The following is a 20,489-nucleotide window of genomic DNA, read 5'->3' on the forward strand; positions in this document are numbered from 1 at the left end:
TCCCTCGGTGCCGGGTATCTTGCTGGAGACGCGGTCGATCAGGATTCTTAACATCAAATTTACGAGGTTGGCGGTTTCCTGACGCACGACCGGAATTCGGCATATACATTGCTTCTGGAATAGGATGGCTTGGTGCGGATCAAGACCCAGATTGTCGCAGCTTTGTCGAGCGCCGTGGCCTTGATCGGCCTTGTGGGCGGCATTGCTATAGTCTCCCAGATATCGCTGACCAGATCCGGTGCACTGGCTGAGGCGACAAGCGTTGCACGGCAACTGGCGGCGGCGATCGCCTTCAAGGCCGCCGATACGCCACGTCCGTTGTTCGAGAGACCCGAAGCGTTGCGTGAATTCGTGACCTCGCAGCACAGCGGCTCGAAACGCGACCTCGTCGTGGTCGATCGCGGCAAGATCATCTTGGCGGATATCCCGGGTGAGGAACAGAACGTCGGAACCGCCTTCGATCATGATCGCGGCAATGAAGTCGGCCGCACGCTCGATGACGGCGAGCCCCGCGACTTCGTCGAAAGCAGCGCCGACGTGGCGGAAGCGATCAATCTGGTCGCAGTGCCGATCAAGGATGCCGCCGACCAGACCGTCGGCGCGGTCCTGTTCGAGTACACGCCACTGCTGCGCGCTGCCCAGCAGCGCACCAACAACGTGCTCTGGCTTGTCGGCCTGTGCACCGCGGCCGCCGTGCTGCTTTCCGCGCTCTCGGCTTTCCTTTTGCTGCGCGGCTTTGGCGCCGGTCTTTCCGGCCTCAACCGCGGCATCGAATCGCTGGCGCGGGGCGACGCCGGGGCGCGCATCGGCCGTATCGCCAATGACGAGTTCGGCCAGTTGGCGCAAGGGTTCGACCGCATGGCATCCGAACTCGAATCCTCGCGTGGGCAGCTCGTCGAGCAAAAAGCCTATATCGAGGATATTGTCCGCACCGTTGCCGAGGGCATCGCCGTCATCAACGGCAGTGGCCAGATCGTCTCGGTCAATCCGGCAGCCGCCGAGATCGTCGGGCGGCGCAACGACAAGATCGAGGGGCAGGATTGGTCGTCGATCCTCGATATCAGAGGGCTGTCGGGAGACAGGTTGGCGCAGGGAACATCGCCGATCGAACTGGCGCTGAGCACGGGCCGTCGACATCAGGCGGAGGTGCGGCTGGCAAAACCGGACGGATCGTATCTGCCGGTGATTGCCAGCTGCAATCCGCTCAATCGCTCCGATGGCGGCATCGTGCTGACGTTGAGCGACATCAGCGAGTTGCGCAGCGCCGAAAGGGCGGTCAGCGATCGCGCCGAGGAAATGGCGACGCTGAACCGCGAACTGAAGGAAACGTCCCAGGCAACGACCCGCCTGGTCAAACTCGGCGAACTGCTGCAGGCTTGCGTCACCTTCAAGGAGGCATTTTCCGTCGTCGGTTCGGCCATGCCCGACTTCTTTGGTGGATTGAGCGGGACCGTTCATCTGACCAGTGCCTCGCGCAACCTGGTCGAGGAGATGGCGCATTGGGGGGCTGTCCGTTCCAGCGTTGGCCAATTTGCGCCGGAAGATTGCTGGGCGCTGCGGCGCGGCCAGGAGCATGTTGCCGGCCCCGGCATGCTGACGCCGCGCTGCAACCACATCACCGAGAATGGCGGCCGCGGTTATGTCTGTATGCCTCTGGCGGCGCAGGGGGAGACGCTTGGCATTGTGCATCTGTGCGAACCAGATGCCGTTGACAGGCCGGGCTGGCTGGCCGAGCGGCAGCAGATCCTGCGTGGTGTCGTCGATACGCTGGCATTGGCGCTCGCCAATTTGCGCCTGCGCGAAACGCTGCGGCAACAATCGATCCGTGACCCGAATACCGGGCTCTACAATCGCCGCTATCTCGAAGAGACAAGCAGTCGCGAACTGAGGCGCATGGAGCGTTCCGAACAGCCCCTGGCGATGATCATGCTCGATGTCGATCATTTCAAGCAGTTCAACGACACGTTCGGCCATGAAGCCGGGGATCTCGTCCTCAAGCAGGTCGCCGGCACGCTGCTCGACCATGCCAGGGAAAGTGACGTGGTGTCACGCTATGGCGGCGAGGAATTCGCCCTGATGATGCCGGCGACTTCGCTGGCGGATGGCGCCGAGCGTGCCGAGGCGCTGCGAAAAGCGATCAAGCAGCTTCATCTCGCTCATCGCGGCCGCACGCTTGGCACCATTACCGCGTCATTCGGGGTGGCTGCCTTTCCGGAGCTTGGCGCCTCATGGGCGGAGATCGTCAACGCCGCGGATCGCGCGCTCTATCAGGCAAAGGCTGACGGGCGTGACCGCGTCGTCGTCGGGTTGGGCAACGCGCATGCGGACCGGCAACAGGCCAAGGCCAGCAAAAGCGTGGCTTGAGGTCCGGCGTCCCGCTGTCGCGGCCGGCGAGATTATTCCGGTGTGCCTTGTTTCGTGTCCAGCACGTCGCGCAGTTTCGCCGCCAACTGCTCGATGGTGAAGGGCTTGGCCAGGAAATGCACGTCATGGTCGAGCACGCCGTTGTGAACCACGGCGTTTCGGGTGAAGCCGGTGGTGAAGATCACTTTCAGCCAAGGCCTGCGCGCGACCGCTTCTTCCGCCAGCTTGCGGCCGTTCATGACCGGCATGACGATATCGGTGAACAGAAGTGCGATGCCGGGGTTTTCCGCCAGCTTCTGCAACGCTTCCTGGCCGCTTGCGGCATCGATGACGGCGTAGCCGAGTTCGCGCATGGCATTCGTGGTGGAGGCACGCACCTGGGCATCGTCCTCGACGACAAGGATCGTTTCGGTGACCGGTGCCGCGGGGTTCCCGCTGCGCCCACCCGGTACGACGGGCTCCTGCGGGTCGAAGAATCGCGGCAAGTAGATCTTGACCGTCGTGCCTTCGCCGGGTTCCGAATAGATCTTGACGTGGCCACCCGACTGTTTGACGAAACCGAACACCTGGCTCAGTCCCAGGCCGGTACCCTTATTGACCGGCTTGGTGGTGAAAAAGGGCTCGAAGGCCTTGGCTATGATTTCGGGGGCCATGCCCGAACCGGTGTCGCTGACGGCGATCATCACATACTGGCCGGCCTCGACATCGGCATGGGTGGCGGCGTAGCTGTCGTCGAGATGGCTGTTGGCGGTCTCGATGGTCAGCCTGCCGCCATCGCCCATGGCGTCACGCGCGTTGACGGCGAGGTTGAGAATGGCGTTCTCGATCTGGCTCGGGTCGGCATGGATCTTCCACAAGCCGCCCGCCAGCACGGTTTCGATGCGAATGGCTTCGCCGAGCGCCCGCCGGATGAGGTCCGACATTCCGGTCAGCAGGCGGTTGGCGTCGACGATCTGCGGCGCCAGCGGCTGCTGGCGTGAGAAGGCGAGCAGCCGGGCCGTCAGGTTGGCAGCACGGTTTGCCGCGTCGACCGCCGCCTCGATGAATTTTGCGATGTCGTGCTCGCCGCGCGCCAACTTGCGCTGGGCGAGGTTCATGGCACTGATGATCACCGCCAGCATGTTGTTGAAATCGTGGGCGATACCGCCTGTGAGTTGACCGACCGCTTCCATCTTCTGCATCTGGCGGATCTGGGATTCGGCCTTTTCGCGCGTCTGGATCTCATGGCCGAGCGCGATGTTCTTGCGCATCAGTTCTTCCTGGGCGGCCACCACCTCGCGGAAGCGGCGGCGCGATTGCCTGATCGTGTAGGCGGCAAGCAGGAAGATCGCCAGCAGCGCCGCCAGCGAACCGACGCGCAGCCAGGTTTCGACCTGGTCGGTATGGTCGTCGCGCGTAGCGACGGCGGCGGCGCCGATGCGTCGGATCGTATCCATGCTGGTCCGGATTTCGTCCATGACAGCCTTGCCCTGGCCGCTGCGGACCAGATCCAGCGCCTTCGTCGCATTGCCTTGGTCGTACAGCGCAATCGTCTCGGCCAGTTCAGCCTGCATTTGCGAAAGCGCGTCCTTGATGTGGTTGATCTGCTGGACGATTTGGTCGTCCGGGGCCGTCATGCTGTCGATGCGTGCAAATTGCCCCGGAATTGCGCTCACAGCCCGTCGATAGGGTTCGAGATAGGATTTCTCGCCGGTCAGCAGATAGCCGCGCTGGCCGCTCTCCGCGTCTTGCGCCAGCGAAAGCAGGCCGGAAAGCAATTCCTGATACTCGATTGCCTCGCGCGCGGCGGCGCGATTGGCCCTCTGGCCCTCGACCAGCATGGCACGGCTGCCGACGATCAGCGCCAACACCGCGAAGCCAATGATGAGCGGGAGCGATTGCCATCGCATGGCGCGTCGAAGACGAGCAATCATCTGTAATGCTGAGCCAAAAGGAATTCCCCCGGGGCAACATTTCGTAAGCGGCGCGGCGTCGGAACGCAATATGCCGTCTTCTTGAAGCCGGCAATCCGCCGCCAGCCTTGCGAAACCTTCATCATTTGGCTAAGGAGGCCGCGCATTCAGCGGCCGGCGTCAGCCGGCCTCCCGCTTTTCGGGATTCCCGCTTTTGGGCTGGGGTCCGGCTTCAGTCAAAGGCATTTCGCTTCCATGGCGCGCATCGTGATGAAATTCGGCGGAACCTCCGTCGCCGACATCGCCCGCATCCGCAATGTGGCGCGTCACGTCAAACGCGAGGTCGATGCCGGCCATGAGGTGGCGGTGGTCGTTTCGGCGATGTCCGGCAAGACCAACGAACTGGTCGGCTGGACGCGCGAAGCCTCGCCGATGCACGACGCACGCGAGTATGACGCGGTGGTCGCTTCCGGCGAACAGGTCACGGCCGGCCTTCTGGCAATCACCCTGCAGAACATGGGCGTGCATGCTCGCTCCTGGCAGGGCTGGCAGATCCCGATCAAGACCGACAATGCGCATGGCGCGGCGCGCATCCTCGACATCGACGGCGCCTTCCTGATCAAGCGCTTCGGCGAGGGCCAGGTGGCTGTGATCGCCGGATTCCAGGGCATCGGCCCGGACAATCGTATCGCCACGCTTGGTCGCGGCGGCTCCGACACCAGTGCGGTCGCCATCGCGGCGGCGGTCAAGGCCGATCGTTGCGACATCTACACCGACGTCGACGGGGTCTACACAACCGATCCGCGCATCGAGCCCAAGGCGCGGCGGCTGGCCAAGATCTCGTTCGAGGAAATGCTTGAAATGGCCTCGCTCGGCGCCAAGGTTCTGCAGGTGCGTTCGGTCGAGCTTGCCATGGTGCACAGGGTGCGTACCTTCGTGCGGTCGTCCTTCGACGATCCCGATGCGCCCGGAATGGGGGATTTGCTCAATCCGCCCGGAACGCTCATTTGCGACGAGGAAGAGATCGTGGAACAGCAGGTCGTCACCGGAATTGCCTACGCCAAGGACGAGGCGCAGATTTCGCTGCGCCGGGTCGGCGACCGGCCGGGCGTTGCCGCCGGCATCTTCGGGCCGCTGGCCGAAGCCAACATCAATGTCGACATGATCGTCCAGAACATTTCCGAGGACGGCAAGTTCACCGACATGACCTTTACCGTGCCATCGGGCGATGTCGACAAGGCGCTGGCCGTGCTTGAACGGCTGAAAGCCGAGATCGGCTACGATGTCGTGCAGTCGGAAGCCGGCATGTCGAAGGTTTCGGTCATCGGCATCGGCATGAGGAGCCATGCCGGCGTCGCAGCCACCGCTTTCAAGGCGCTGGCCGACAAGTCGATCAACATCCGTGCCATCACGACCTCGGAGATCAAGATTTCGATCCTGATCGACGGTCCGTACACCGAACTTGCGGTTCGTACTTTGCATTCCGTCTACGGTCTGGATAAGCAGTAGCGAGAACGATTTGAGTTGTTGCGTGTGCGCCGGTCGCAGTGGAAACTGCGACGGGCAGAATGTCCATTGGAGAAGAAGCCGCGATGCGTGATCAGGCCAGTGGCCCGCGCGTTTTGCTCAAACGGCTCCGCGAGCTCATGCAAGAGCCGCTGGAGCCGCAGGAGCGGCTTGACCGGATCGTGCGCGATATCGCCTCCAACATGGTCGCCGAAGTGTGCTCGCTCTACGTGCTGCGCGCCGATTCGGTGCTCGAACTCTATGCCACCGAGGGTTTGAACCCGAACGCCGTCCACCTGGCGCAGCTCAGGCTGGGGCAGGGCCTGGTCGGCACGATCGCGGCGAGCGCACGGCCGCTCAACCTTTCCAATGCGCAGGAACACCCGGCCTTCGCCTACCTGCCGGAGACCGGGGAAGAGATCTACAACTCCTTCCTCGGCGTGCCGGTGCTGCGGGCAGGGCGCACGCTGGGCGTGCTGGTGGTGCAGAACAAGACCATGCGCCATTACCGCGACGACGAGGTCGAGGCGCTGGAAACCACCGCGATGGTCATCGCCGAGATGATCGCCACCGGCGATCTGGCGCGGCTGACCAGGCCTGGCCTTGAACTCGATCTGCGCCGCCCGGTCAGCTTTACCGGCCTGTCCTTCAATGAAGGCGTCGGACTTGGCCATGTCGTGCTGCACGAGCCGCGCATCGTCGTCACCAATCTGTTCAACGAGGACAGCGAGGAAGAGGTTCGCCGGCTCGAAACCTCGCTCGGTTCGCTCAGGCTCTCCATCGACGACATGCTGGAGCGCCGCGACGTCGCCTTCGAGGGCGAGCATCGCCAGGTCTTGGAAGCCTATCGCATGTTCGCCAACGACCGCGGCTGGGTGCGCCGGCTGGAAGAGGCGATTCGCAACGGCCTGACGGCCGAAGCAGCCGTCGAAAAGGTGCAGAGCGACATGCGCGCCCGCATGCTGCATATGACCGATCCTTATCTGCGCGAGCGGATGAGCGATTTCGACGACCTTGCCAACCGGCTGCTGCGCCAGCTGATGGGGCGCGGGCCGGAGGATGTCGCCGCATCGCTGCCGAAGGACGCCATCATCGTTGCGCGTTCGATGGGGGCCGCCGAACTGCTCGACTATCCCCGGGACAAGATGCGCGGGCTGGTGCTCGAGGACGGCGCTGCGACCAGCCACGTCGTCATCGTCGCGCGCGCCATGGGCATCCCTGTCGCCGGCCAGATGAAGGGCGCCGTTTCCATGGCGGAAAACGGCGACGCCATTATCGTCGATGGCGAAGAGGGCGTGATCCATTTGCGGCCGCAGGCCGATCTTGAAGCCGCGTATGCCGAAAAGGTGCGTTTCCGGGCGCGCCGGCAAGAGGTTTATCGCGAGCTGCGCAAGAAGCCGTCGACGACGAGGGATGGCGTCCAGGTCGATCTGTTGATGAACGCTGGTCTTGCCGTCGACCTGCCGCAGCTGGCCGAGGCGGGTGCGGCCGGCATCGGCCTGTTCCGCACCGAACTGCAATTCATGGTCGCTTCGACCTTTCCCCGTGCCGAGGCCCAGGAAAAGCTTTACCGCGACGTGCTCGAGGCAGCGCGCGGCAAGCCGGTCACCTTCCGCACCATCGATATTGGCGGCGACAAGGTGCTGCCCTACTTCAAGGGCTCTATCCAGGAAGAGAATCCGGCGCTTGGCTGGCGGGCGATCCGCCTGACGCTGGATCGGCCGGGGTTGCTGCGCACCCAGATCCGTGCCCTGCTCAAGGCCAGCGGCGGGCGTGAGCTCAAGCTGATGCTGCCGATGGTGACCGAGCTCGGAGAGATCGCCCAGGCACGCGAGATCATCGACCGCGAAGTGCGGCATCTGTCGCGTTTTGCCCATCATTTGCCGACCAGCCTCAAGCTGGGCGCCATGCTGGAAGTGCCGTCGCTCTTGTTCCAGCTCGACGAATTGATGAAGGCCGTCGATTTCGTCTCGGTCGGTTCGAACGACCTGTTCCAGTTCGTCATGGCCGTCGACCGCGGCAACACGCAATTGGCCAACCGCTTCGACACGCTGTCGGCGCCGTTCCTGCGGGTGCTCAAGCAGATCGCCGATGCTGGCGTGCGCAACCATACGCCGGTGACACTGTGCGGCGAACTTGCCGGAAAACCTATCTCGGCGATGGCATTGATCGGCCTCGGCTTCCGCTCGATCTCGATGTCGCCGGCCTCGATCGGCCCGGTCAAGGCGATGCTGACGGAACTGCCGCTGGATGAGTTGGAGGCATTCTTCGACGACAATCTGATGGCGCCGGCGCAGGGGTTGCCGATGCGGGCGCTGCTGCAGGCCTTTGCCGACGACCGCTCGATCCCATTATAACAGCCTCATCATGGTCAACCTGCCCCGCGATCGTATGGATCAAGTCGTCAAGCGTTTCGAGATGCTCGAAGCGCAGATGTCGGCCGGTCCGGCGCCGGATGCCTATGTGCGGATGGCGTCCGAATACGCCGAAATCCAGGACATGGTGGCCAAGGTCAGGGCGCTGCGCTTGGCCGAGCATGAGCAGGCCGACCTCGAAGCCATGCTTGCCGACAAGGGCACCGATGCCGAGATGCGGGCGCTCGCCGAGGCCGACCTGCCGGAGGTCGAGGAACGCATCGAGGCGCTGCAGAAGGACATCCAGATCCTGCTGCTGCCCAGGGATGCCGCCGACGACAAGAACGCCATTCTCGAAATTCGCGCTGGTACCGGCGGCGATGAAGCAGCCCTTTTCGCCGGCGACCTGTTTCGCATGTATGAGCGCTACGCCGCCGAACGCGGCTGGCGTTTCGAGACGGTGTCGGCCAGCGACGGCGATGCAGGCGGCTACAAGGAAATCATCGCCACGGTGTCGGGCAAGGGCGTTTTTGCGCACCTGAAATTCGAATCCGGCGTGCACCGCGTGCAGCGCGTGCCGGCGACCGAGGCGAGCGGGCGCATCCACACGTCGGCGGCAACCGTCGCGGTGCTGCCGGAAGCCGAAGAGGTCGACATCGACATCAAAGCCGAAGACATCCGCATCGACACGATGCGCGCCTCGGGTTCGGGCGGCCAGCACGTCAACACCACCGATTCGGCCGTCCGTATCACCCATCTGCCGACCGGCATCATGGTGGTGCAGGCGGAAAAGTCGCAACACCAGAACCGGGCGAAGGCCATGCAGATCCTGCGCGCCCGCCTCTATGACCTGGAGCGCGGCAAGGCGGACGAGGAGCGTTCCGAATCGCGCAAGTCGCAGGTCGGTTCCGGCGACCGCTCCGAGCGCATCCGCACCTACAATTTCCCGCAAGGCCGCGTCACCGACCACCGCATCAATCTGACGCTCTACAAGCTCGACCGGGTGATGATGGGTGAACTCGACGAGATCATCAACGCACTGATCGCCGATCACCAGTCGAAGCTGCTCGCCGACATCGGCATCGATGGGTGATCAACTGCCCGAGACGCTGGGGCGGTTGCTGCGGGAAGCGCAGGCTCGGCTTGCCGCTGCCGCCATCGACGATCCGGCGCTCGATGCGAGGCTGATCGTCGAGCATTTTTCCGGCACCACGCGCACGCAAGCCATCGCGGACCCCGAACGTAAGGTCGACGCTGGCGTTGTTGCCGAAATCGATGCCGCCTTGCGACGCCGCGCCGGCGGCGAGCCGGTGCATCGCATCCTCGGCTATCGTGAATTTTACGGTTTGCGGCTGTCGCTATCGCCGGAAACGTTGGAGCCGAGGCCAGATACCGAAACGCTGGTCGAGGCGATGTTGCCCTTCGTCAAGGCAGTTGCGGCGCGGGAGGGCGCGTGCCGCATCCTCGATCTTGGCACCGGCACCGGCGCCATTGCGCTGGCGCTGCTCAGCGTCGTGCCAGGCGCGATCGCCACCGGCGTCGATCTGTCTGCGGGCGCGCTGGCGACGGCGACCCGCAATGCCGGGCAATTGGGCCTTGCAGGGCGGTTCACTGGGCTCCAGTCGGACTGGTTCGAAAAAGTTTCTGGCCGGTACCATGTAATTGCCGCAAACCCTCCCTATATACCGTTCGAAGACGTTGGAAATCTGCAGGACGAAGTCCGCAATTTCGACCCGCGCTTGGCCTTGGATGGCGGCGCGGACGGTCTGAACCCCTATAGGATCATCGCCGCAGAGGCGGCGAGGTTTTTGGAAACTGAAGGCAGGATTGCGGTCGAGATCGGCCACACGCAGCACAACCAGGTTTCGGAGATATTCACTGCTGCCGGCTACGTGCCGGGCGGTGCTTTTCGAGATTTTGGCGGAAACGACAGGGTTCTTGTCTTTGAAAGGGTAAAGCCTTGACGCAGTGCAAAAAAGCGCTTGGCAATGCCGGGGAATGCGGCTAGGGTCGCCTTAACCGGATGAGACGAAGCAGGCAGTGCTCTTAGCGATTCGGTTTTCCTTGGAAATAGCTGCCTTCTTGCGCAAACGATGCCCAAGCTTCGTGCGGGAATCGTCCGGCAAGTGATGTAACCGGAACAGGATGGCACGTGGCGCCAACGCAATTGATGCGGGCGAACGCCGGTGAAGAGACGAAACGGCTGGCTGCATGAGCGCCTCCGTTCGTGAAGAGTTTTCGAAAATTTCAAAATGAAGAGAGTTTGATGAGGCCACAACAGCAGAACAGGCGCATGCGCGGTCGTAACAACAGCGGCGGCGGTGGTAACAATAACAATAATAATAACAACAACAACCGCAAGGGGCCGAATCCCCTGACGCGCAACTACGAGAGCAACGGCCCGGACGTGAAGATCCGCGGTTCGGCCCAGCAGATCGCCGAAAAATACGCCACCCTTGCCCGTGATGCACAAAGCTCCGGCGACCGGGTCATGGCGGAGAATTATCTCCAGCATGCCGAACACTACAATCGCATCATCGCGGCCGCGCAGGCACAGATGCCGATCCAGAACACGCAGCAGAATCGCGATGATTTCGACGATGACGGCGACGAGGATCGCGACGATTTCGACAATGCCGGCAACACCGGCAACAACAGCAACACTGTTTCCGACGCCCAGGTGCCGGTGATCAACCATGGCGCCGGCCCGCAGCCGGTCATCGAAGGCATGCCGGCCGAGGTTGCGCTCAACCGGGAAGGTGGCCGCGACAATCGCGACAATAGTGGGCGTGACAATAGCGGGCGCGACAATAGCGGCCGCAACAATGGCGGCCGCCATCGCGATCGTCGCCCCAATGGCGGTTACGGCCAGAGCGGTCAGCGCGACTATTCATCGTCCGCCGAGCAAGGTGGCCAGCCCCAGAGCAACGAGCCCGCAATTCAGGGCGAAGCCGCTTCGCCGACCGAGTCCGTTGCGGCGGCCGAACCTGCTCCGTTGTTCGAGAACCTGTCGCCGGCAGGTCTTGCCGCACGGGCCGAACTCAATGAGGCGGCCGCCGAAAGCGGTGCTGCCCGTCGCCCGAGGCGTCCGCGCCGTCCGCGCGTGAACGCAGATCAGGTTGAGGGCGGTGGCGACAACGCCGAAGCCGGCGAGGTGGCTGCGGCCCCGGTCGATAGCGGCAACGCCGAACCGGCCAGTGTCGACATCGACAATTGATCGAACGACACGTCAAGACGTTGAACGGCGGGGAGAAATCTCCGCCGTTTTTGTTTGGGGCGGCTGTGCAATATTATGCGGTTGCCGATATCGAGACGTCTTGAGGGTTCGGGACCTGTGCACCATATCAGCCTCAACAGGATCCGGCTCGAATGGGCGGGTCCGTCACCGCAATCTGATCCGGTGCCGCAAAGCGGGCCGGTGATGGAAGGAGACAGATATGAACCTTGAGAAATACTCAGAGCGCGTGCGCGGCTTCATCCAATCCGCGCAGACTATGGCGCTCTCCCGCAATCACCAGCAATTCACGCCTGAACACATCCTGAAAGTGCTCGTCGACGATGACGAGGGCCTGGCCGCGTCGCTGATCGAGCGCGCCGGCGGCAACGTCCGCGACGTCAAGCTTGGCGTCGAGACGGCGCTCGAGGCGATGCCCAAGGTCGAGGGCGGCAATGGCCAGCTCTATCTGGCGCAGCCGCTGGCAAAAGTGTTCTCGACCGCCGAGGAACTCGCGAAGAAGGCCGGCGACAGCTTTGTCACGGTCGAGCGCCTGCTGCAGGCGCTTGCCATGGAGAAATCGGCCAAGACGGCTGACATCCTGGCCAAGGCCGGTGTTACCGCGCAGGCGCTCAACCAGGTCATCAACGACGTCCGCAAAGGCCGCACCGCCGATTCGGCGAGTGCCGAACAGGGCTATGACGCGTTGAAGAAATATGCGCGTGACCTGACCGCGGATGCGCGCGCCGGCAAGCTAGATCCGGTCATTGGTCGTGACGACGAGATCCGCCGCACCATCCAGGTGCTGTCGCGCCGCACCAAGAACAATCCGGTGCTGATCGGCGAACCGGGTGTCGGCAAGACGGCGATCGCCGAGGGCCTGGCGCTGCGCATCGTCAATGGTGACGTACCGGAATCGCTGAAGGACAAGCAGTTGATGGCGCTCGACATGGGCGCGCTGATCGCCGGCGCCAAATATCGCGGCGAGTTCGAGGAGAGGCTGAAGGCCGTGCTCTCCGAAGTTACTTCGACCAATGGCAACATCATCCTGTTCATCGACGAGATGCACACGCTGGTGGGCGCCGGCAAGGCGGACGGCGCCATGGATGCGTCGAACCTGTTGAAGCCGGCGCTTGCGCGCGGTGAATTGCACTGCGTCGGCGCCACCACGCTCGATGAGTATCGCAAGCATGTCGAGAAGGATGCAGCCCTTGCCCGCCGTTTCCAGCCGGTGTTCGTCGATGAGCCGACGGTGGAGGACACGGTTTCGATCCTGCGCGGCCTGAAGGAAAAATACGAGCAGCACCACAAGGTGCGCATTTCGGATTCGGCGTTGGTGGCGGCGGCGACGCTGTCCAACCGCTATATCGCCGACCGCTTCCTGCCCGACAAGGCGATCGACCTCGTCGACGAAGCCGCATCGCGGCTGCGCATGCAGGTCGATTCCAAGCCCGAAGCACTGGATGAGATCGATCGCCGTATCATGCAGCTCAAGATCGAGCGCGAGGCGCTGAAGGTCGAGACCGACGATGCCTCGAAGGACCGGCTCGCCCGTTTGGAAAAGGAACTCGTCGGCCTCGAAGAGGAATCGACCGAGATCACCGCCAAGTGGCAGGCCGAGAAGCAGAAGCTCGGGCTCGCCGCCGATCTCAAGAAGCAGCTCGACCAAGCGCGCAACGACCTCGCCATTGCCCAGCGCAAGGGTGAATTCCAACGCGCCGGCGAGCTTGCCTATGGCAAGATCCCGGAACTGGAAAAGAAGCTGAAGGTGGCCGAAACCCAGGACGGCAAGGTCGGCATGGTCGAAGAAGTGGTCCAGCCCGACCATGTCGCCCATATCGTCTCGCGCTGGACCGGCATTCCGGTCGACAAGATGCTGCAGGGCGAGCGCGACAAGCTGCTGCGCATGGAAGACGAGATCGGCAAGCGTGTGGTCGGCCAGGGTGAGGCGGTGCAGGCTGTCTCGAAGGCTGTGCGTCGGGCTCGTGCCGGCTTGCAGGATCCGAACCGGCCGATCGGCTCGTTCATGTTCCTCGGGCCGACAGGCGTCGGCAAGACCGAACTGACCAAGGCGCTGGCGAGCTTCCTGTTCGACGACGAGAGCGCGATGGTGCGCATCGACATGTCGGAGTTCATGGAGAAGCACTCGGTCGCCCGGCTGATCGGCGCGCCTCCCGGCTATGTCGGCTATGAGGAAGGCGGCGCGCTGACCGAAGCGGTGCGGCGGCGACCCTATCAGGTCGTGCTGTTCGACGAGATCGAGAAGGCGCATCCGGATGTCTTCAACGTGCTGTTGCAGGTGCTCGATGACGGCCGCCTGACCGACGGGCAGGGCCGCACGGTCGACTTCCGCAACACGCTGATCATCATGACGTCGAACCTGGGTGCTGAATATCTCGTCAATCTCGGCGAGGGCCAGGATGTCGATGAGGTTCGCGACGAGGTGATGAATGTCGTCAGGGCGTCGTTCCGGCCGGAGTTCCTTAACCGCGTCGACGAGGTGATCCTGTTCCACCGGCTGCGCCGGCAGGATATGGGCCGCATCGTCGAGATCCAGCTCAAGCGGCTGGAAAGCCTGCTCGTCGATCGCAAGATCACGCTGTCGCTGGACCAGGAGTCGATCGACTGGCTGGCGGCCAAGGGTTACGACCCGGCCTATGGCGCGCGGCCGCTGAAGCGGGTGATGCAGAAGGAACTGCAGGACCCGCTGGCGGAGAAGATCCTGCTCGGCGACATCCTCGACGGCTCTACCGTCAAGGTGACAGCCGGTTCCGACCGGCTGAATTTCCGCTCCAAGCCGACGATCGTCGCGGCTGAAGCGGCAGCCTGATCCAACGCCGCGCGTCCATCCTGGACGCGCGGCTTTTTTCATATAAACGGGGGCGGGGATGACGCTGGACGACTATAACGGCTTCTGCGCATCGCTGCCTGCGACGAGCCATGTCGTCCAGTGGGGCGGAGCCCATGTCTGGAAGGTCGGAGCCAAGGTCTTCGCGATCGGCGGCTGGGACCAAGGCCAGCAGCTCTTCGTTACCTTCAAATGCTCCGAAATCGCCTATGATGTGCTCAAGGAGCAGCCGGGCCTGCGACCCGCGCCCTATCTTGCCTCGCGCGGCATGACATGGATCCAGCGTCGGACAAGCCAGAGCATGGATGATGCTGCGCTGAAAGACTATCTGCGCGAGAGCCATCGCCTTGTCGCCCTGAAGCTGACGAAGCAGGCGCGCAAGGAATTGGGGCTTGCCGCAGGCTAGCCAATATTCGTCGAGGTGCCGGGAAACCGCCATCTTCATGCCCGGTTCATATTGGAACCATAGGCTGGGCAAATGGTTTGCTGGCGAAGGGGTTCGCCTTACAGGGACAACGCCGGGCGGCGGCAATTACGGACCGGAGAGCTTCGCCACCATGCTGCGCACGATCTTCACCCTTTCGGTACTTGCCGGCGGGTTTTTGTCTTCGAATTCCCTCGCTGCGCCGACGCAGGACAGCGCACCACCGATCGTCTGCGCCGCCAATGACGGTGGCATCCTGCTCGCGCAGGACGGCAATGTGGACATTTACTACGACGCCAGGGGCAACCGCGTCATTGTCGATGCCGATACCGGCAAGGTCATCGCCATCCAGCCGCCGCAGACGCGGCTCGACCGCCGCGTGCTGCGTCGCGAGACACGGCTGCGCGAACTGGGCCGCGCCCCCGATGACAATGACCGCTACTATCTCGACGATCCGGAAGACATGGCGCGGTTCCGCCGCAAGCAGCTGGAAGAGGAAGGCCGGGTCATCCCGCCGCCGGCGGACGAATACGATCCCAACAGTGACAATTCCGCGGAAGCCTATCCGCCGCCACTGCAGGACGATGGCAGCTACGACAACAATTATCCCGATGCACCCCAGCCGGCAGAGCCGCAAATCATAACGCGTCAGCCGCTGGACGAGGCCTCGATAGACCCTGGTCAGCCGGCCGAGCCAGATGATCAAGCGGCTTTGCCGCCAAAGGCTGGCGACAAGAACACTGTTGCCCCATCGCTTTCGCTGGGCGCACGCCAGGATGTGGCGGCGCTGCAGGTGCTGCTCGACCGGGGTGGCGCTTCGCCTGGCGTCATCGACGGGCGATTCGGTTCGAATGTCGACAAGGCACTCGCCGCCTACAACCAGATCACCGGAAGCAATCTGCGATCGACCGATGCTGTCGGCATCCAGTCAGCACTGGCGCAATCCGGCGGCGACGCTTTCGCCAACTACACGATCACGCCGGAGGATGCGGCCGGCCCGTATGTCGCCTCGATCCCGGAAGACTACAGCCAAAAGGCGCAGCTCGACCGCATGGGCTATACGTCTGTGACCGAAGCTCTGGCGGAGCGCTTCCACATGGACGAGAATTATCTCAAGGCGCTCAACCCGGACATCAACTTCAATCGCCCCGGCACGATCATCAAAGTCGCCAATTTCGGCAGGCTGGTCTCGACGCCGGTGGCCCGCATCGTCGCCGACAAGGACAAGAAAGAGGTTTTCGCCTATGATGCCGGCGGCAGGCTGGTGGCAGCCTATCCCGCCACCATCGGCTCGTCGGATACGCCGTCACCGTCCGGCACGCATGCGGTATCGCGCGTCGCGCTCGATCCAAACTACACCTACAATCCCAGCATCAATTTCAAGCAGGGTCAAAACAACAAGATCCTGACCATTCCGCCAGGCCCGAACGGTCCCGTCGGCTCGGTCTGGATCGCCCTGGACAAGCCGACCTACGGCATCCACGGCACGCCGGACCCATCGAAGATCGGCAAGACCGAAAGCCATGGCTGCGTGCGCCTGACCAACTGGGATGCTCGTGAACTGGCCAAGCTGGTGTCGCCGGGTGTGACGGTGGAGTTTGTCGGCGGACCTTCAGCCGATGACTTTGCGCAGCAGTGAACTCCGAAGTGCGGCGGCATAGATCAGCTGCACGACCAGGATGAAGCCGATGCCGAGCAAGGGATTGACGAATGACAGTGCGGCGCCGATCGCCCACAGGATTTGCGCCTTGACGATGCGCAGATAGACCGTGCGTTTCGTTTCCGCGTCGACGCCCTCTGCCAGGAAGCCGTTTTTCTCCGCATAGCGCCAGCTCGCGAACAGCGTGACGCCGAGCATCAGCAGATTGAGCCAATAGACGAGCACCGCGGTTCTGAACTCGAGGAAGTCGGCCAAAAGGTCGGTCGAGAACGGCAGCAGGGCGATGAAGCCAAGAAAGCAGAGGTTCAGCGTGGCAAGCCGTCGGTCGGATCTGGCGATCAGGCCATGCTGCGCCTGCTGGCCGAACCAGAAGATGGTCAGCGTCAGGAAGCTCAAGGCGTAGGTCAGGAAACGTGGCGCCAGTGCCGCGATCGCGGCAAGCAGGTCGCGTTCGGAATGGATTGCTTCGTGCGCCGGCACCCTGATTTCGAGAACGATCAGGGTGAGCGCGATGGCAAACACCCCGTCGGTGATGCCGACGATACGGCCGCGTCCCTCCGCCGATGCTTCAAGTGGCCGCCTCATCGATGTCTTCCCCGTTTGCAAGTTTCCAGGAAACCTAACATGGCTGCCGCCGTTTGCATCAGAACAGGCGCAATCCCGGCAATGTGGCTGGTTTCAAGGATAGCAGACCACTGGCCGGTTGTTGCCGTTGCACCGGAGGTCTAAGCAAGGTTCCATGCATTCACCAAGCGCAGCCGCCGCCGTCCCGCTGACCAATCCGGCCACGAACGGCACGTTCTGTCCGCAAGCGCAGCGGCGATTTGTGCTGATCGCGGCCATCCTGGCTTCGGCGCTCGGCTTCATCGACGGTTCGATCCTGGCCATCGCCACGCCGGCGATCCGCGTCAATCTTGGCGCCAGCCTCGCCGAGGCACAGTGGATTTCCAACGCCTATGCCTTGACGCTATCGGCACTGATCCTTGCCGGCGGTGCCGCTGGCGATCGATTCGGGCTGCGCCGCGCCTTCGTGGCCGGCATCGCGCTGTTCATTACCGCTTCGCTTGCCTGTGCGCTGGCGCCGAATGCAATTGTGCTGATCGCATTTCGCGCCGTGCAGGGCATTGGTGCGGCTATCATGGTGCCGGGCAGCCTCGCCATCATCGCCAAGGCCTACCCGAAAAAGGAACGCGGCCGCGCTATCGGCATCTGGGCGGCGGCTTCGGCGCTGACCACGGCACTTGGCCCGGTGTTCGGCGGCTTCGTGCTGTCGGCTTTCGGCGACGGCATCTGGCGGGCGATCTTCGCCATCAACCTGCCGCTCGGCCTTATCTCGATCTATCTCCTGCTGGCCAAGGTTCCAGCCGATACGCCGACCGAGAAACGCAGCCTGGACCTCGGCGGTGCCGCACTCGCGACATTGGCCTTCGGTGCGCTCGCCTACGGGCTGACCTCGATGAGCGCCAGCGGTGAGGGCCACATTGCCGGGCCGAGCATTGCCGCCGGCGTCGTATTGCTGGCTGTCTTCATCGTCTTCGAGCTTCGGCAGCGCGAGCCGATGATCGACCTCAGCCTGTTTCGCGTCGGCGCTTTCGCCGGCGCCAATGTCGCGACGTTTTTCCTCTATTTCGCGCTGTCGGCCAATCTTTTCTATCTGCCGATGCTGCTGATCGCCGGCTGGGGACTGAGCACGGCCGAAGTCGGCTTCATCTTCGTGCCGCTGTCGGCATCGATTGCACTTCTGTCAGGACCGGTCGGCCAGCTGTCGGACCGGATCGGCCCGCGTTTTCCGATCGCCAGCGGCAGCCTCATCGTAGCTTTCGCCTTTGCCGGACTTGCCTTGCTTGCCCATGCCGGCATCCACAATTTCTGGACGGGAACATTCCCGCTGATGGCGCTGATGGGGCTCGGCATGGCGCTGGTCGTGTCGCCATTGTCGACCGCGATCATGACGGCGGTGGAAGACAAGGATACGGGTGCGGCATCCGGCATCAACAATGCCGTCTCGCGCATCGGCGGCCTGATCGCGGTGGCGGCGATGGGCTCGCTTGCCGCCTGGGTCTACGCGCATGCACTGGATGGCAATGCAACGCCCGGCGTGCCGGGCTTTGGCGAACCGGCGACGGTGGGGCTTGCGCCGGCCGTCGATGCGGCAAGGCTCGCCGCCAGCGACGCTGCGTTTGCCGCGGTCTCTTCGGTGACCGCGCTGCTTTGCCTGCTTGCGGCTGTCATCGCCTGGACGACCATTTCCGGCCAACGGCTGCCATGGCCGCAGCATGCCGAAAATCCGCAAGGCTGAGAAATCGGCAAAGCCAGAAAGCCGACGGATCAACCGTCGATCTTGGCACTCGCAACCTTCAGCGAATCGCTGTCTTCCTGCTTCAGCAGTTCGTCGATGCGTTCGCGTTCACGTTTGAAAGCGACGAGATCGTCACCTTTCAGCACCTTGCCGACCGGCAGCCGGACGCGCATCGAATCGACCTTGGTGCCGTTGACGATCAACTCGTAGTGGAGGTGCGGACCGGTGGAGAGACCGGTCTGGCCGAGATAACCAATGATCTGCCCCTGGCGCACGCGGGCGCCGGGTTCGATGCCTTTGGCAAAGGCGCTCTGGTGATTGTAGGATGTCTCGTAGCCGTTGGCATGGCGCAGGATGATCTGCTTGCCATAGCCGCCGGCCCAACCCGCCTTCTCGACGACACCATTGCCAGCGGCGATGATCGGCGATCCGATAGGAGCGGCCCAATCGGTGCCGGTGTGCATGCGGACATAGCCAAGGATCGGATGTCTGCGGGCACCAAACCCGGAGGTAAATCTGCCGTTGGGCAGCGGGTTGCGCAGCAGGAACTGCTCGGAGCTCGAGCCGTTCTCGTCGAAATAGTCGGTGCTGCCGTCCTGCATCTGGAAGCGGTAGAAGTTGCGCGTCTGGCCGCCGAACGTCGCCGAGACGTAGAGAAGCTCGGAGCTGTCCGAGGTCTGGTCGTCGCCATCGGGCTGCGAAAACAGCACTTCGATGCGGTCGGCGGGGTTGAGCCGGGACTGGAAGTCGACGCCAGACGCCAGCAGCTTGATCAACTGCTTGGTCATCGCCTTGGACATGCCGTAGGAATAGGCGGTGCGGTAGATGCCGTCATAGATGTTAGGCAGATTGCCGCGCACCACCACCGGAGCCGACGAATCATCGAAGGCCGTGAGCAATTCGGGATTCGGATCGGGTTCCTGCGCCGGCACATACTGGCCGCGATCGTCGAGCGCGATGGTGACGATGTGCTGTGTCCTATCGTAGACGCTGGTGCGCACCACCTTGGCGGCATCACCGTGAACCTCGAGGCCGACACGCAGCACGGTCCCGGCCTTGAGCGCCGTCGCGTTCAACAGCTTGGCGATGGCTTCGGCCATGCCGGTGGCGTCTTCACCTGTGTAGCCCGAATCGGCAAAGGCCTCGGTGATGTCGAGATCCTTGGTGAAGGGGATGATTTCCTCGGCGAAAGCCGGCGCCTGGTCGTCGGCGGTGGCGCGCGGCGCCACCGAGACGTTCTCCGGCACGATCTTGACGTCGTAGGAGCCTGCCATGCTCTCGGCAAAGGCTTCGCCGAATCGCTGTGGGTCGACATAGTGGAGTGAAGCCACTTGCACGGCACCGTCGCTGAGGTCGGTGCCGGCTTCGCGCACCACCTTTTCTACCTCGTCGGCGGACAGGTCGCTCTTTTCGTCGAAGGAAGCCGTCTCGATCGGGAAATCGACGGTCTTCAGGCTCATCTCGCTCTCGACCTTGGCGCCGTAGATCTGGCCGGAAGCGGCCGAGGCTGTCGCAGGCTGAGCACTGTCGTCGCCGTCGTCGCCGAACACCTGCATCGGGTCGAAGGGCGGGTAGGCGCGGCTGGTGGTGTGGCCAGCGGCCAGCGCCATCTTGATCTGCACGAAAGGCATGGTGTGGATGACGTCGCGGTCGCCGACCTTGGTCACCATCGACACTTCCATGCGGCGACGGTCCTTGGCCTTGGCGATCTGCCGCGGCGCCACCAGCCTTGTCGTCTTGGCGACTTCGCCGGAATCGCCGTTACCGGCAAGATTGATCAACTCGGCGATCTCGGGTGGGGTGGCCAGCTGCTGGCGACCGTCGAGGGCGGCGAACAGCGCCACGCCCATCAACACGCTGGAGGTAACGCCGGTGAGAAAGGTTCCCGACAGCCAGCGTGCAGAAACCTCGCGCCGGTCGGGCGGGCC

At 63.2% G+C, this 20,489-nt stretch carries 13 protein-coding genes (1 of these 13 running past the window's edge); 10 read left to right on the forward strand and 3 right to left on the reverse strand.

Going from position 1 to position 20,489, the window contains the following annotated elements; genetic code table 11:
- Positions 1-132: 132 nt before the first annotated feature.
- A complete protein-coding gene (locus tag NKI38_RS27175; RefSeq protein ID WP_352663146.1) occupies positions 133-2,364 on the forward strand; it encodes a diguanylate cyclase in 2,232 nt (743 codons plus the stop codon).
- 32 nt (positions 2,365-2,396) lie between these two features.
- Here NKI38_RS27175 and NKI38_RS27180 read toward each other — a convergent pair whose 3' ends face one another.
- Positions 2,397-4,253 carry a CHASE3 domain-containing protein gene (locus NKI38_RS27180; protein WP_352663149.1) on the reverse strand — a complete coding sequence of 619 codons (1,857 nt, stop codon included), beginning with the start codon at positions 4,251-4,253 and terminating at the stop codon, positions 2,397-2,399.
- A gap of 258 nt (positions 4,254-4,511) precedes the next feature.
- Between NKI38_RS27180 and NKI38_RS27185 the strand changes: the two genes are divergently transcribed.
- The 8 genes from NKI38_RS27185 to NKI38_RS27220 all read left to right on the forward strand — a co-directional run bounded on the left by NKI38_RS27185 (position 4,512) and on the right by NKI38_RS27220 (position 16,241).
- Positions 4,512-5,765 carry an aspartate kinase gene (locus NKI38_RS27185; RefSeq protein WP_352631755.1) on the forward strand — a complete coding sequence of 418 codons (1,254 nt, stop codon included), beginning with the start codon at positions 4,512-4,514 and terminating at the stop codon, positions 5,763-5,765.
- 83 nt (positions 5,766-5,848) lie between these two features.
- Positions 5,849-8,119, forward strand: a complete 2,271-nt coding sequence (gene ptsP / locus NKI38_RS27190) for a phosphoenolpyruvate--protein phosphotransferase (RefSeq protein ID WP_352631757.1) — start codon at positions 5,849-5,851, stop codon at positions 8,117-8,119.
- A 10-nt stretch (positions 8,120-8,129) separates the two neighbouring features.
- Entirely contained in the window at positions 8,130-9,209 is a 1,080-nt protein-coding gene (gene prfA, locus NKI38_RS27195) for a peptide chain release factor 1 (protein WP_352663152.1), read from the forward strand.
- On the forward strand, positions 9,202-10,080 hold the full coding sequence (gene prmC, locus NKI38_RS27200) for a peptide chain release factor N(5)-glutamine methyltransferase (protein WP_352663154.1): 879 nt from the start codon (positions 9,202-9,204) through the stop codon (positions 10,078-10,080). The genes prfA and prmC overlap by 8 nt, the downstream gene beginning before the upstream one ends.
- Before the next feature lie 302 nt (positions 10,081-10,382).
- Positions 10,383-11,333, forward strand: coding sequence for a DUF4167 domain-containing protein (locus NKI38_RS27205; RefSeq protein WP_352663157.1), 951 nt, complete (start codon positions 10,383-10,385; stop codon positions 11,331-11,333).
- Positions 11,334-11,553: 220 nt separating this feature from the next.
- Positions 11,554-14,160 (forward strand): ATP-dependent chaperone ClpB, encoded by a 2,607-nt coding sequence (gene clpB / locus NKI38_RS27210; RefSeq protein ID WP_352663160.1) that lies wholly within the window; start codon positions 11,554-11,556, stop codon positions 14,158-14,160.
- A 58-nt stretch (positions 14,161-14,218) separates the two neighbouring features.
- On the forward strand, positions 14,219-14,584 hold the full coding sequence (locus tag NKI38_RS27215; RefSeq protein WP_352631767.1) for an MmcQ/YjbR family DNA-binding protein: 366 nt from the start codon (positions 14,219-14,221) through the stop codon (positions 14,582-14,584).
- Positions 14,585-14,735: 151 nt separating this feature from the next.
- Positions 14,736-16,241 carry a L,D-transpeptidase family protein gene (locus NKI38_RS27220; RefSeq protein WP_352663172.1) on the forward strand — a complete coding sequence of 502 codons (1,506 nt, stop codon included), beginning with the start codon at positions 14,736-14,738 and terminating at the stop codon, positions 16,239-16,241.
- Here NKI38_RS27220 and NKI38_RS27225 read toward each other — a convergent pair.
- A complete protein-coding gene (locus tag NKI38_RS27225; protein ID WP_352663163.1) occupies positions 16,215-16,847 on the reverse strand; it encodes a TMEM175 family protein in 633 nt (210 codons plus the stop codon). The genes NKI38_RS27220 and NKI38_RS27225 overlap by 27 nt on opposite strands.
- 154 nt (positions 16,848-17,001) lie before the next feature.
- Between NKI38_RS27225 and NKI38_RS27230 the strand changes: the two genes are divergently transcribed.
- Positions 17,002-18,561, forward strand: coding sequence for an MFS transporter (locus NKI38_RS27230; RefSeq protein ID WP_352663166.1), 1,560 nt, complete (start codon positions 17,002-17,004; stop codon positions 18,559-18,561).
- A gap of 29 nt (positions 18,562-18,590) precedes the next feature.
- On the opposite strand, the gene NKI38_RS27235 is transcribed toward NKI38_RS27230, so the two are convergent.
- On the reverse strand, positions 18,591-20,489 hold the 3' portion of the coding sequence (locus tag NKI38_RS27235) for a M23 family metallopeptidase (protein WP_352663169.1). Its footprint extends 69 nt past the window's final position; 1,899 of the gene's 1,968 nt are visible here — the last part of the coding sequence; its start codon lies beyond the right edge, outside the window; the stop codon is at positions 18,591-18,593.

This window comes from Mesorhizobium sp. M0621 (genome assembly GCF_040320745.1).
In the GTDB taxonomy this organism is placed as follows: Bacteria; Pseudomonadota; Alphaproteobacteria; order Rhizobiales; family Rhizobiaceae; genus Mesorhizobium.